Annotated in this window: 13 protein-coding genes; 11 read left to right on the top strand and 2 right to left on the bottom strand. The window is 34.9% G+C overall.

The features are described from left to right. The first annotated feature begins 34 nt into the window (after nucleotides 1–34). From ptrA to A9G43_RS06010, 11 genes are all read left to right on the top strand, one after another. Nucleotides 35–2,881 (top strand): pitrilysin, encoded by a 2,847-nt coding sequence (gene ptrA, locus A9G43_RS06060; RefSeq protein ID WP_176701711.1) that lies wholly within the window; start codon nucleotides 35–37, stop codon nucleotides 2,879–2,881. Nucleotides 2,882–3,012: 131 nt separating this feature from the next. Further along, nucleotides 3,013–3,885 carry a helix-turn-helix domain-containing protein gene (locus A9G43_RS06055; RefSeq protein WP_034912945.1) on the top strand — a complete coding sequence of 291 codons (873 nt, stop codon included), beginning with the start codon at nucleotides 3,013–3,015 and terminating at the stop codon, nucleotides 3,883–3,885. A 21-nt stretch (nucleotides 3,886–3,906) separates the two neighbouring features. Then, on the top strand, nucleotides 3,907–5,187 hold the full coding sequence (aroA, locus tag A9G43_RS06050) for a 3-phosphoshikimate 1-carboxyvinyltransferase (RefSeq protein ID WP_065607479.1): 1,281 nt from the start codon (nucleotides 3,907–3,909) through the stop codon (nucleotides 5,185–5,187). A gap of 1 nt (nucleotide 5,188) precedes the next feature. Next, the gene (cmk, locus tag A9G43_RS06045) at nucleotides 5,189–5,869 is read left to right on the top strand and encodes a (d)CMP kinase (RefSeq protein WP_065607477.1); all 681 of its coding nucleotides are present in this window, start codon (nucleotides 5,189–5,191) and stop codon (nucleotides 5,867–5,869) included. Nucleotides 5,870–5,980: 111 nt separating this feature from the next. Then, nucleotides 5,981–7,663 (top strand): 30S ribosomal protein S1, encoded by a 1,683-nt coding sequence (gene rpsA / locus A9G43_RS06040; RefSeq protein ID WP_065607475.1) that lies wholly within the window; start codon nucleotides 5,981–5,983, stop codon nucleotides 7,661–7,663. A 98-nt stretch (nucleotides 7,664–7,761) separates the two neighbouring features. Beyond that, nucleotides 7,762–8,052 (top strand): integration host factor subunit beta, encoded by a 291-nt coding sequence (gene ihfB / locus A9G43_RS06035; protein WP_034912930.1) that lies wholly within the window; start codon nucleotides 7,762–7,764, stop codon nucleotides 8,050–8,052. Nucleotides 8,053–8,404: 352 nt separating this feature from the next. After that, nucleotides 8,405–10,687 carry a DNA internalization-related competence protein ComEC/Rec2 gene (locus A9G43_RS06030; RefSeq protein WP_065607473.1) on the top strand — a complete coding sequence of 761 codons (2,283 nt, stop codon included), beginning with the start codon at nucleotides 8,405–8,407 and terminating at the stop codon, nucleotides 10,685–10,687. Between the two features lie 92 nt (nucleotides 10,688–10,779). Then, complete coding sequence (gene lpxK, locus A9G43_RS06025) at nucleotides 10,780–11,793, top strand: tetraacyldisaccharide 4'-kinase (protein ID WP_065607471.1); 1,014 nt, start codon at nucleotides 10,780–10,782, stop codon at nucleotides 11,791–11,793. Further along, on the top strand, nucleotides 11,790–11,975 hold the full coding sequence (locus A9G43_RS06020; RefSeq protein ID WP_065560220.1) for a Trm112 family protein: 186 nt from the start codon (nucleotides 11,790–11,792) through the stop codon (nucleotides 11,973–11,975). Before lpxK ends, A9G43_RS06020 begins: the two co-directional genes overlap by 4 nt. Before the next feature lie 17 nt (nucleotides 11,976–11,992). Further along, nucleotides 11,993–12,757, top strand: coding sequence for a 3-deoxy-manno-octulosonate cytidylyltransferase (kdsB, locus tag A9G43_RS06015; protein ID WP_065607469.1), 765 nt, complete (start codon nucleotides 11,993–11,995; stop codon nucleotides 12,755–12,757). 3 nt (nucleotides 12,758–12,760) lie between these two features. Then, a complete protein-coding gene (locus A9G43_RS06010; protein ID WP_065607466.1) occupies nucleotides 12,761–13,453 on the top strand; it encodes a DUF2461 domain-containing protein in 693 nt (230 codons plus the stop codon). Between the two features lie 23 nt (nucleotides 13,454–13,476). Here the strand turns inward: A9G43_RS06010 and A9G43_RS06005 are convergent, their stop codons facing one another. Next, the gene (locus tag A9G43_RS06005; protein ID WP_065607464.1) at nucleotides 13,477–14,139 is read right to left on the bottom strand and encodes a MarC family NAAT transporter; all 663 of its coding nucleotides are present in this window, start codon (nucleotides 14,137–14,139) and stop codon (nucleotides 13,477–13,479) included. A gap of 113 nt (nucleotides 14,140–14,252) precedes the next feature. Beyond that, a partial coding sequence (locus tag A9G43_RS06000; RefSeq protein ID WP_141673986.1) for an integrase core domain-containing protein occupies nucleotides 14,253–14,559 on the bottom strand: 307 nt, incomplete at its 5' end.

The following is a 14,559-nucleotide window of genomic DNA, read 5'->3' as shown; positions in this document are numbered from 1 at the left end:
TTTAATAATTAGTAGTGTTATTGGATTATTAACTATGACTACTTCACCGATATTGTTTGCTATTGAAAATAAGCTTGTGAGCCCAGTTTTGTTAGAAAAAGTTCAGCAAAGCGAGCGCGATAAGCGTCAATATGAAGTGGTTGAGCTAGCAAATAAAATGCGAGTGTTACTTGTTTCAGATCCTAATGCTGTAAAATCACTGGCATCATTAGCACTGCCTGTCGGCTCGTTGCAAGATCCCAAAGAGCAGCAAGGGTTGGCTCATTATGCTGAACATATGGTATTAATGGGATCGAAAAATTATCCAGAACCAGCAAGCTTTTCTCAATTTTTAAGTCGTCATTCGGGAAGTTATAATGCTAGCACTGCGGCACATAGAACGGCTTTTTATTTTGAAGTTGAAAATAGCGCATTTGATAAAGCACTGGATTATTTAGCTGATGCTATTGCTGAGCCCAATTTAGATCCTAAATATGCCGATAAAGAACGTAATGCAGTTAACGCTGAATTGACAATGGCCAGATCAAATGATGGTTTTAGGATCGGGCAAGTTGATTCTGAAACAATTAATCAAAACCATCCAGCTTCTCAATTTTCAGGCGGTAATTTAGAAACGTTAAGTGATAAAGAAAATAGTAAATTACAAGATGCTTTAGTGAATTTTCATAAAGATTATTATTCAGCCAATATTATGGTTGGAGTGATGTATAGCAATCAGTCGATCAATAAATTGACAAAATTAGCTGAAAATAGTTTTGGTAAAATCCCTAATAAAAATATTAATGCCCCAATAGTTGATAAACCCGCTATAACACCAAATGTGTTAAATAAACAAATTTCTATGGTACCAGCACAACCCAAAAAGCTATTGTTTTTACAGTTTCCGATTGAAAATAACTTGGCTAAATTTGCTGATAAAACCGATGAGTATATTACTTATTTAATCTGTAACAGTAGTCATAATACGTTGTCTGATCAGTTACAAAAACAAGGTTTAATTGAAGGAATTAGTTCATCTATCAATCCTATCCGTTATGGTAATAGTGGTATATTGAGTATTAATGTGAGTTTAACCGACGATGGACTTGCTCAAAAAGATAAAGTTATTGGCGCTATTTTTAATTATTTACAGTTGATTCAAAAAGAGGGCATTTCTGACGCTTATTATCAAGAGATTCAAAAGGTATTAGCGTTAGAGTTTAAATATCAAGATGTCGAGCGTGATATGTCATATGTAGAATGGCTATCAGATCAAATGTTGTTGTATCCAGTTCAAAATGTGTTAAATTCAGATTATGTTGCTACTCATTTTGATAAATCAGCTATTACAGCACGTTTAAAAAGTTTGACTGCCAATAATGCTAGAATTTGGGTGATTTCGCCAAACCAAACTACCAATAAAACTGCTTATTTTGTCGATGCGCCTTATAAAATTGATAATATCACTAGCGAGCAAAAAGCAAGTTGGTTAGCACTAGGCAAAAATTTTACATTTAGTTTGCCTGAGCTCAATCCTTATATACCTGATAATTTTACGATTTTAAAACAAAATCGTAATCAAGCGCAACCTGAAAAATTTAGTAAGCGCGGTAATCATATTCATTTTGCTAGCCAGTATTTTAAAAATGAACCTAAAGCTGCTATTGTTGTTTCATTACGCAATAATCAGGCTACTAGCGACGTAAAAGCTGTGGTTGCTTTTAATCTGCTTGATTATATTGTTAGTCGTAATTTAGAACAATTACGATTTCAGGCTGGAGTTGCTGGTATTTCATTATCAACTGGTAATGATAATGGCTTAATGATTTCAGCCAGCGGTTTTAGTCAGCATTTACCAAAAATGGTTACGGCCATACTTGATAACTATCGCAAGGCCACTATTGATGAGCAAAGTTTAGCATTAGCTAAATCTTGGTATTTGCAAGAATTGGATAAAGCCGATCATGCTAAGAGTTATCGGTTAGCGGTTAATCCTATTAATGCATTGTCGGTATTACCGCATTATTTTGAACGAGATGAAAAACGACAAATTACAGCAAATATGACCATTAATGATGTGTTAGCTTACCGTGATAACTTATTAACTCACTCAGTACCTTATATGCTTAGCTTGGGTAATTTGTCTAACGAGGACTCTTTAGATCTTTATCATGCCATCCAGAAAACATTAGTGCGTGATGTTGAATTTACTCCTGTTAATAATATTCAGATTAAAAACTCGTTAGAGGCTAAAATAACTCAACATGCAAAAAGCACTGATAATGCTTTAATGATGAGCTATATTCCAATGGGTTATGATCGAATTAGTAGTAGCATGATAAGTTATACTCTTTCTAAAATTATTTCACCTTGGTTTTATGATCAGTTACGCACCAATGAGCAACTTGGTTATGCTGTATTTGCAGAGCCTATTACGGTTGGTGATTCGTCGGGAATGAGTTTTATCATCCAAAGTAATCAATATGATCCGGCTTATTTAATTAAACGCTACCAAGAATTTTATCCAGTTATGCTGAATAAATTGCAAGCATTATCGAAAAAAGATATTGAACAATATAAAAAAGCGGTACTTGATGAATTGAAAATGCCTCCGCAAACATTGGATGAGGAGTTTGGTCGTTATATGCCTGACTACCGTAATTCACGTTTTGCGTTTGATTCAAAGGATAAAAAAATCGAGCAATTGCAAAAAATCACTAAGCAAGATTTGATTGATTTTTATAAACGTTCAGTAATGCAACCTAACGGATTTGTAATGGCATCACAAGTACTTGGCAATACAACTGATATATTAAAGCAGCCACAAGCAATAACTGAGTATACCGAATATAAGAATGCATCAGCTTTGCAGGCTATATTACTACAGTCACAAACTAAATAAATTGTTATAAATAATAGAAAAGTTAATTCAATAGGAGAAAAAACTTAGATAGGAATAAAACATTTTGCCAAAAATTGGCATTGCTATCACCTTGTGATACACTGCCAAAATCCTAATAGTTTGAGTGTATTATGATTACTGGATCGATTGATTATTGTGCTATAGGTCAGCGTCTGCGTGCGTATCGGATTGCTGCCTCTTTGAGGGCTGAAGATGTTGCAGAAAGTCTTAAAATTTCAAGAGCAGCAGTATATCGGTTAGAAAAAGGTGAGATCGTTAAAATTGAAACTCTAGAGCGATTGGCTTCCTTACTTGATACGTCTTTTGCTAGTTTACTTGGCATTGATACTGAATACTATTCGAGTGGTGAAGGCTTTTTTGAACGTATGCGTCAATTAGAAGAGCAATCAACTCATATCTATTCTCATTTCGATCCTTTTTCCTTTTTATTAACTTCTTCTGATTATTTGTCTCATTTAGCGATGATGTTAAATGAATCGAGTAAACCCGCTGATCCTCAAAAATATGCCACTACCTTATCCATTTTAAAAGATCGTAAAACTCAGTTCTGTCAATCAATTCCAAAAGTTATTAATTTAATCAGTTTACGTAATGTAGAACGTTTTTTACATATTGGTTTGGTTGGTAATTTAACTATTTCGCCGGGTAAAAAATCGGAAAGAATGCTACTAGCACGCAAAGAAGTTTATCACTTAATTCAGTTAATTGAACAACAATCTCTTGCGCCAACAATTGCTATTACACAAGAAGCTATTCCGTCAATTGCTTTTCAGATTTTTTATCAAGATGGGAATCCTATTTCATTAGCAATGAGCCCATTTCGATTAGGTGAGTTACCTAATGTTACTACCGGTATTGCATCGATTACGTCATCTTATGAGGCAATTAAACGGTATCGCCATTTATTTGATAAGTTATGGGAAAATAGTGCTAAAGATAAGCAAGCAATTGATTTATTGAAAGCGACGTTAGAGAAATTTTAAAGAATATTAAAGAGAGTCCTTATGTTATCCTTAACATTACAACCGATAAAAAGATTTAATGGTACTATCAATTTGCCTGGTTCAAAAAGTGTTTCTAATCGTGCGTTATTACTATCAGCATTGAGTAAAGGTAATACACGGTTAACGAATTTACTTGATAGTGATGATGTGCGTTATATGCTTGATGCGCTTGCAGCGTTAGGTGTGAAGTATCAACTATCACACGATCGCACGATTTGTGATGTGCAAGGTGTGGGCGGTATTTTGCAATCCGACCATGCATTAGAGCTTTTTTTGGGTAATGCTGGCACAGCAATGCGTCCTTTAGCTGCTACGTTATGTCTTGGAAATAATAATATTGTGTTAACGGGCGAACCTCGCATGAAAGAACGCCCAATTGGTCATTTGGTCGATGCTTTGCGACAAGGTGGAGCTAAAATTGATTATCTTGAAAATGAAGGCTATCCACCACTACATATTCAAGGCGGTTTTACAGGTGGTGATATCAAAGTTGATGGTTCGGTATCTAGCCAATTTTTAACTGCACTATTAATGGCTGCGCCATTAGCAAAACAATACACAGAAATTACTATTATTGGTGATCTTGTTTCTAAACCTTATATTGATATTACAGTCAAAATGATGGCTATGTTTGGTGTTTTAGTTACCAATCACAATTATCAAAAATTTACTGTTAAAGCTAATCAGTGTTATCAATCGCCAGGCGATTATTTAGTTGAAGGCGATGCGTCTTCTGCTTCTTATTTTTTAGCAGCGGCTGCAATTAAAGGCGGTACTGTTAAAGTAACTGGCATTGGAAAAAATAGCTTACAAGGCGATACCCAATTTGCTCATGTACTTGAAAAAATGGGGGCTAAAGTTATTTGGGCTGATGATTATATTCAATGCTCTCGTGGTGAATTACACGGTGTTGATATGGATATGAATCATATCCCAGATGCAGCAATGACTATCGCCACAACAGCGCTGTTTGCTAAAGGTCCAACAACAATTCGTAATATTTACAATTGGCGAGTTAAAGAAACTGATCGCTTATATGCGATGGCAACTGAATTAAGAAAGGTTGGCGCAACTGTTGATGAAGGTCACGATTATATTACTATTATTCCTCCAGTTAAATTAAACCATGCCGAAATCGAAACCTATAATGATCATCGTATTGCTATGTGTTTTTCATTAGTGGCGCTTTCAGATACACCTGTGACAATATTAGATCCTAAATGCACAATGAAGACTTTTCCTGATTATTTCGAACAATTTAAACGATTAAGCGAAGAATAAAATGAATAAATCTGTTCCCGTTATTGCTGTTGATGGGCCAAGCGGTGTCGGTAAAGGCACGTTATGTCAAGCATTAGCCAATCATTTTAAATGGCATCTTTTAGATTCTGGTGCTATCTATCGTGTGCTAGCTCTTAGCGCGCTTAAGCAAGGTATTGCGCTAGATGATGCCAATAAACTTGAACAACTAGCCCTGAATTTGCCACTAACGTTTGATACGCAAGGTTATAATGTTAAAGTATTATTAGATCAGATTGATGTGACTAAAGAAATTCGTACAGAACAGACGGGGGGAGCTGCATCAAAAGTGGCGGCAATTAATTCGGTTAGAGCAGCTTTATTACAACGTCAACGTGACTTTAAGCAAGCACCTGGATTGGTTGCAGATGGTCGTGATATGGGCAGTGTAGTATTTAGTGATGCCCCTGTTAAGATATTTCTTGATGCTAGTGCCCAATCTCGTGCAGAAAGACGAATGAAACAGTTGCAAGATAAGCAAAATAATGTTAAATTCGCCGAAATTTTGCAGGAAATAACTGCGCGTGATGAACTCGATCGTCATCGCGCCGTTGCGCCACTTAAACCTGCAATTGATGCTCTAAAAATTGATACTACATCACTGTCTATTCAAGATGTTTTTAATCAATCTATTGAGTATATAAACAAAAAAATTGCGTTGTAACTTAAATTATAGCGTGAACTTAGCTCCATTATAAGGATGTATGGAGTATTATAAACAACCCCACAAGACAGGATGTAATGTGGACGTTAAAATTAACTTAAGTATATAAATATGACCGAATCTTTTGCTCAACTCTTTGAAGAGTCTATTAATCAACTAGACACTCGTTCTGGTAATATGATCCGTGGTACTGTCGTTGCAATCGACAAAGATGTTGTTTTAGTTGACGCTGGTTTAAAATCTGAATCAGCGATTCCAGTAGAGCAGTTTAAAAATGCCCAAGGCGAATTAGAAGTTCAAGTCGGCGACGTTGTTGACGTTGTGCTTGACTCAATTGAAGATGGTTTTGGTGAAACTATCTTATCTCGTGAAAAAGCTAAGCGTCATGAAGCATGGCTTACACTAGAAAAAGCAGTTGAAGATGCTGCAACAGTTTTAGGTGTTATCAATGGTAAAGTTAAAGGTGGCTTTACGGTTGATCTTAATGGCGTTCGTGCGTTCCTTCCAGGTTCACTTGTTGACGTTCGTCCATTACGCGATACTTCTCATATTGAAAATAGAGAAATCGAATTAAAAGTTATTAAATTAGATCAAAAACGCAACAACGTTGTTGTTTCACGTCGTGCAGTTATTGAATCTGAAAATAGTGCAGAAAGAGAACAACTTCTAGAAAATCTACAAGAAGGTTCTGAAGTTAAAGGTATCATCAAAAATCTTACTGATTACGGTGCATTCGTTGATCTTGGTGGGGTTGATGGTTTACTTCACATTACTGACATGGCTTGGAAACGTGTTAAACACCCAAGTGAAGTGGTTGAAGTTGGTCAAGAATTACTTGTTAAAGTACTTAAATTTGATAAAGATCGTTCACGTGTATCACTTGGCTTAAAACAATTAGGCGAAGACCCATGGGTTTCAATCGCTAAACGTTATCCAGAAGGTACTAAAGTAACTGGTAAGGTAACTAACTTAACTGACTACGGTTGTTTTGTTGAAATTGAAACCGGTGTTGAAGGTTTAGTTCATGTTTCTGAGATGGATTGGACAAACAAAAACATTCACCCTTCTAAAGTTGTTAGCTTAGGTGATGTTGTTGAAGTGGTTGTGCTTGAAATTGATGAAGAACGTCGTCGTATTTCTCTTGGCCTTAAACAATGTAAACCAAACCCATGGTTACAATTTGCTGAAACACACAATAAAGGTGATAAAGTTAGTGGTAAGATTAAATCAATCACTGATTTTGGTATCTTTATCGGTTTAGATGGTGGTATCGACGGTTTAGTTCATCTTTCAGACATTTCTTGGAATATGCCTGGTGAAGAAGCAGTTAAAGCTTATAAAAAAGGTGATGATATCGAAGCTGTTGTTTTACAAGTTGATGCAGAACGTGAACGTATCTCTTTAGGTATTAAACAATTAGAAGATGATCCATTCAGTAGTTTTGCTTCTAACTATAAAAAAGGCACAATAGTTAAAGGTACTGTAAGTGCAGTTGATGCTAAAGGCGCAACTATCGAAATCGCTGAAGGAATTGAAGGCTACTTAAAAGCACAAGATATCGCTCGTGAGCGTGTTGAAGATGCAACAACTGTATTAAAAGTTGGTGATGAAGTTGAAGCTAAAATTGTTAATATCGATCGTAAAACTCGTGCAATTTCGTTATCAGTACGAGCGAAAGATGAAGCTGATGAGAAAGAAGCTCTTGCAGCAGTAAACAATACTGCAACTCAAGAAGATGCATCATTTACTAACGCAATGGCAGAAGCATTCAAAGCTGCATCAAAAACTGAGTAAAAAATATTCACGTAAAGAGTAAAGAGGGCTTGCCCTCTTTTTCTTTTATGGGATAGAATGAAATAGTTACGTGCCACATAAATAAATTAGGAGTGATCATGAACAGATCAGATTTAGTAGAACGAATTGTTAACTGGCGGACACATCTCCCTGTTCAACTAGTTGATGATTCAGTTAGAGATATCATTGAACAGATCGCTTTAGCTATGGAAAGTAACGATCGTGTAGAAATTCGAGGTTTTGGTAGTTTTAGTTTGAACTATCGGGCTCCACGTAAAGCAAGGAACCCAAGAACTGGAGGTAATGTTGAAGTAAAACATAAATATATACCTCACTTCAAACCAGGTAAAGAATTACGTGAAAGAGTAAATAATGCTGCAAACGCATAATCTTTAAATTCTACACCTAGATAGAAGCCTTTGAGTTAAATCAAAGGCTTTTTTGTTTTAGTTAGTTTAATTTCTATCATTTAGTCGTATTCGCTGATTTAATCAATCATTACTATTTATCATTAAGAAAAACTTGTCAACCTTATATTGATTTAAATCATGAACTCCCTTATTTAAAATATGCAATATTCCGAATAAATTTAGTAAATTTCATTAAAATTAATGATTAAAATGGAACAAAGATCGAAAAATTCTACATCAATTATTTTTTTATAATATCAAGTGATAAGCTTATATTGTTCAATTTAAAGATGGTAAGGTGCTAGTGCAAAAAATTTGTTCTTTGGATTTAATGGCTATCATGTTTTCATTAGGTTGTTTGCCATTACTCTTTTTGCCACATTTATTGTCTGATTTTAATTGGTATTTACTTGCTTTTATCTTGTTTTTAATTGTGTTAATCGTTCCTGTTAACTTTCGTTGGTATTTATCAGTTTTTGTTGTATTTAGTTTAGGTTTTTTATGGTCAACTGCTTATTCTAAGCAATATTTATCCAATATTTCCCCTTATATTGATAAAACGCTAGTTGTTCACGCCAAAGTGGTTAATATCAATACTCATCAGGCAGCAATGGTCAACGGACCTTATTACATGCCATTTTCTATTTTTTCCATTTCAGATATTACGCTTGCAAAGGATGTTCCGACTTCGGTTTACTGGGATAGGTTAGATCACCCTAAATCTGGGGAAATTTGGCAATTGACACTAAAAACAAAAGTTGTACATGGATACTTAAATGATGGAGGATTTAATAGCCAACGTTTTTCGATAGCAAACCGTAGCTTATTATCGGCTAAATTGGTTGATGCCAAGTTATTAAATAATAAATCTGACTTAAGACAATATATTACTGATTTGGCTCTACCTTATATCGATTTATTTAGTTATAAAGGTATTTTGCTAGCCCTTGTTTTTGGTGATCGTTCTCAATTAGATGACGAGCATCGTATGGTAATGATGCAAACAGGTATTGCTCATTTAATGGCTATATCTGGTATGCATATTTTAGTTGTTTATGGACTTAGTTGCTTTTTGGCTAAAGCTATACTGTTTTTTATTCCAAAGCGTTTTATCTATTTTTTTGTACCAATTATAATAGGGTGGTTATGTGCATTTTTTTATGCATGGTTAACAGGTTTTAATCCGCCTACTTTGCGAGCTATGGTTGCTTTGTCAATTTGGATCTATTTTCGTTATAAAAAATATAAAATAAGTTCATGGCAAAAAATCAATCGGATCATTGCGTTGTTATTATTATTTGATCCATTGATGATTTTATCTGAAAGTTTTTGGTTATCTTGCTATGCAGTAATAACTTTAATTTTTTTGCATGATTGGGCGCCGCTTTCCAAAGCAGTAAGGCATAAAAAACGTTGGTATATAATTAGGATATTATATTTGCAGTGTGGGTTAACCTTATTGCTGCTTCCAATTCAGTTTTTTGTTTTTCAAGGTGTTAGTGGAGTTTCGATTTTAGCAAATCTAATTGCAATTCCTGTTATTTCATTAGTTACATTTCCTACCATTTTATTGGCGTTAATATCTAGTATTTTTGATTGTTTTTCTATTGCTTTATGGTTTTGGCTAATTGCTGATAAATCTCTAGAATGGCTATTTTTGAGTTTAAATTGGCTTAATCAATTATGGATTAACATCCCTTCAGATTTTTATTTATTAGGTCTTTTAGGTTGGTTAACTGTAGTGATAATCCGTACAGGAGCTTGGCAACGCTTTAGCATTACTTTGCTCGTAATTTTGATGATACTAGTTACCCCTTTTTTTAAACAGCAACACTATCGTTGGCGGTTAGACATGTTAGATGTAGGTCATGGATTAGCTATCGTTATCCATGATGGTAAGTCTGCAATTTTGTATGACACAGGAGCTAAGTGGGAAAAAAGTTCCGCTATGGAAAGGGTTATTATTCCTTTTCTACAATGGCATAATTTGAATGTACAAGGTATTATTATTAGTCATCAACATAATGATCATGTTGGCGGTTTGAAATTAATTCAACTTATTTATCCTGAGGCATGGTTAATGAGTTCGTCTTCTGACTTTAATAATGATTATCAATGCTTAGCCGGTAATAGTGTTATTTGGAATGATCTGACGTTTAATGTGCTGTGGCCTAATCAGCTAGTTAGCGATACTCAAAATAAGGATTCCTGTGTGGTACAGGTTACCGATGGACGTTTTTCTGTATTGTTAACTGGAGATCTAGAACGTAATCAGGAATATCAGTTAGTTACTAAATATCGAAATCAGCTAACGTCTACTATTTTACAAATCCCCCATCATGGTAGTAGTACATCGTCAAGTTATACATTTTTAAATCATGTTAAACCAGTAAAGTCTTTGGCGTCTACATCTCGTTATAACCCTTGGAAACTCCCCTCCAATAAGGTAATGGCAAAGTATAAAGATTTACAATTAGACTATTATGTTACTGCTAGAACAGGTCAAATAAGTCTTTTTTTTGATAAACAAACATGGAAGCTAAAAACTATGCGAGGTGAAATTAAACCTAGATGGTATCATGATTGGTTTGGTAGTTTACCAAATTATGAGTAAAATAGGCTATCGTTTGCTATAGGCAACTATAATAATTGTTATATTGAGATATAAAACAATTTTACTAAATGTAATTGAGTGATGTTAAAGTTATGATTGAAAAACTGTGGTATGGTAAAAATCGTTTATTTTGGTTATTCATACCATTTTCCTTATTATATGGTTTAATTGCTATTTTCCGTCGCTTTTTATATCAAGTTGGTATTTTAAAATCTTGGCGATCTCCTGTACCTGTTATTGTTATTGGCAACTTATCTGTTGGCGGTAACGGTAAAACGCCACTAGTTATTAGTTTAATTGAATCGTTAAAACAAAAAGGATTACAGGTTGGAGTCGTTTCACGAGGATATGGAGGCAAGGCTGATAGCTATCCGCTTATTTTAGATAATACAACCACAACCGAACAAGCAGGTGATGAACCTGTGCTTATTTATCAACGTACTAGTGTACCTATTGCTGTCTCACCTTATCGCTCTGAGGCTGTTCAAGCGTTATTAAAGCAGTACCAGTTAGATGTTATTTTGACTGATGATGGTTTACAACATTATGCTTTAGCGCGTGATATTGAAGTGGTGGTGATTGATGGAAAGCGCCTATTTGGTAATGGATGGTGGATGCCGGCAGGGCCAATGCGAGAGCGTGAAAGTCGGTTAAAATCGGTTGATCTTATTGTCATCAATGGTGATAGTGTAAATAATTTAGCGCAGCAGTATCCTAATAAAACCTTTACTATGCAATTAATGCCCCTGTATGCAGTGAATTTACTTACTCAAGAAAAAAGAGCGTTATCTTCGTTGTCAAATATATGTGCTATTGCTGGTATTAGTAATCCAAAACGTTTTTTTGATATGTTAAGTAAATTGCAAGCGGATGTGGTTGAAACCGTTTCTTTTGCCGATCATCAAAAATTTACTTTACCGTTGTTAAACAATGTAGCACGTAATAAACAAACACTTTTAATGACTGAAAAAGATGCAGTTAAATGTAGACAATTTGCTCAACAAAATTGGTGGTATCTGCCCATCGATGCGGTAATACCTGTGCAAGTTATTGATCAAATCTGTTTATTACTATCTGAGACAAAATCCAAAGAGAAGAAAAAATGAAAGATATCCTATTAAACGCACTTGCTTGTCCTAAATGCCATGGTCAATTGCAATATAATGCTACTAATCAGCAGTTAATTTGTCATACAGATAATTTAGTTTATACAGTTAAAGATAATATTCCGGTGTTGTTAGAATGTGAAGCTAAACCACTTAACCAATCTGAATGTATTCAAGAATAAATAATAAGGTCTTAATTATGAACTTTTCGGTTATTATTCCCGCTAGGTATGCTTCGAGCCGTTTACCTGGTAAGCCACTAGCGGATATTCATGGTAAACCAATGATTGTTCGTGTGATGGAGCAAGCAAAAAAATCATCAGCCAATCGAGTGATTATTGCCACAGATCATCAACAAGTTTATGAGGTAGTCAAGGAGTATGGTGGTGAAGTCATTCTGACAAGTGATAAGCATAATTCAGGCACTGAAAGGTTAGCAGAGGTCATTAATGCCTATCAATTTGCTGATGATGAAATTATTGTGAATGTACAGGGCGATGAACCCTTAATTCCGCCTGTTATTATTCACCAAGTGGCTGAAAATTTAGTGCAATATAAAACGGGAATGGCAACATTAGCAGTACCAATTGATTCTATTGAAGAAGCATTTAATACGGGTGCTGTTAAAGTTGTGACTGATAAAGATGGTTATGCGCTTTATTTTTCTCGTGCAACCATTCCTTGGGAACGCGATCGTTTTGCGAAATCAGCTGAACAGTTAAAACCATCGAGTATCGGTGATTTTTATCTCCGTCATATTGGTATTTATGCTTACCGTGCTGGCTTTATTCGTCAATACATTAAATGGGCGCCATCAACGCTTGAACAAATTGAGATGTTAGAGCAATTAAGAGTACTTTGGTACGGTGAAAAAATTCATGTCGCTGTGGCAAAACAAACTCCTGCAATTGGTGTCGATACTTTGGAAGATTTAGAAAAAGTAAGAGCGTTATTTAAGGAGTAGGCAATGGCAAACTTTACTGGCTTTACCCAAGCTGGACTTAATTTTTTACAAGACGCTTGGATTAAAAACAGCAAACCGTGGTTTGAAGAACATCGTGCTATTTATAATAACGATTTAGTTAAACCGTTTAGGCTTTTGGTTGAACAATTAACACCAGAGATGCTCAAAATTGATGCGTGGTTTGAAACTCGCCCTGCTATTGGTAAAACGATTTCACGAATACATCGAGATACTCGTTTTTCAAATGATAAATCACTTTATCGTAGCCGATTATGGTTGACATTTAAACGACCAAATAAAGATTGGAAAGAAGCACCTGCTTATTTTTTTGAAATTAGCCCAAGTAGTTATCAATATGGACTTGGCTATTATTGTTCATCAAAACAAACGATGGATATCTTTCGCGACGAGATTCTTAATGATACTAAAAAATTTTTAGCAATGACACGTTGCCTCAAAAAAACATTTGAGCTTGTTGGCGAAAGTTATAAACGCCCATTAATTAAAGAGCAGGACGAAAAAATTGCAAACTGGTATAACCGAAAAAATATTGCGGTTATGATGACAAGTAATCATATTGAGGATGTGTTAAATAGCGATTTACCCGATAAACTAGTTAAAGGTTTTAAACAGTTAGTTCCACTTTATGATTATTTAATGCGGGTAGAAATGATTAAAAATATACCGACTCTTTAGCTTTGTTGAGTCGGTGTTTAATATTAAATATTAGGAAAATTCAATACAATTTCTTTAATACCATTAATTATGAATTGAGTTCCAACACAAACTAATAAAAAACCCATAATTCTTGAGGTGGCTTCAATGCCTCTTTTTCCCATAAAACGCATTATGCTACCTGCACTGCGCATACAAAACCAAAGTATAATACATAATAATAAAGGTACTAATATCGAAGCAGTATAAACAACCCAAGTTGAAACGTTATAGCCACCACTTTTTACTGTTGATGACATACTTATTATCATTGCTATAGTTCCAGGTCCCGCTGTACTAGGCATAGCGAGAGGAACAAAAGCAATATTATTTGAGATCTCTTTCTTTTTTGCATCTGCTTCAAGAGTTTTGTGTGATGGTTGCTGTGGAAATAACATTCTAAAGCCAATAATGCCAACAATCATGCCCCCAGCAATACGTAATCCGGGAATCGATATGCCAAATGTGCTCATCACTATTTGCCCACAATAAAACGATACAACCATAATCATAAACACATAAATACAGGTCAATTTTGATTGGTAATTTCGTTCTTCATTGGTCATATCCCCAGATAGACCCAATAACAGTACCACAGTGTTTAAAGGATTTGTTAAAGGAATAAATAAAATTAAACCAAAACCGACAGTTTGTATAAGTTCCAACATAGATTTATTTTGTAACTCTCCCCTAAAATAATACAGCAAAAAAGTAGAAAATTCTCTATGATAAAAGTAAAGATGTAAATACCCCAAACTTAATACACAACTCACGTAGAAAATTAAGCTGCCTGTTTTAATGTTTTATACTCGATCGGCGTCATATTATTTAGTGCTTCATGAGGCCTTTCGGTGTTATAAATCGTTAACCATTCTTCGGTTATTCTCCTTGCTTGCGCTAGGTTGTTAAAAAGATATAAATCTAACACTTCAGTTCGATAAGTCCGATTAAATCGTTCAATGTAACCATTTTGATAAGGGCTACCGGGTTTGATGTAATCTATAGTTATACCATGTGTTTTTGCCCAATTAGTAAACGTGTTTCCGGTGAATTCTGGTCCATTATCGACTCGTATTTTTAATGGATAC

This window comes from Gilliamella sp. Occ3-1 (assembly GCF_001690655.1).
Classification (GTDB): domain Bacteria; phylum Pseudomonadota; class Gammaproteobacteria; order Enterobacterales; family Orbaceae; genus Gilliamella; species Gilliamella apicola_P.
This window is presented reverse-complemented; position numbering and strand designations above follow the sequence as displayed.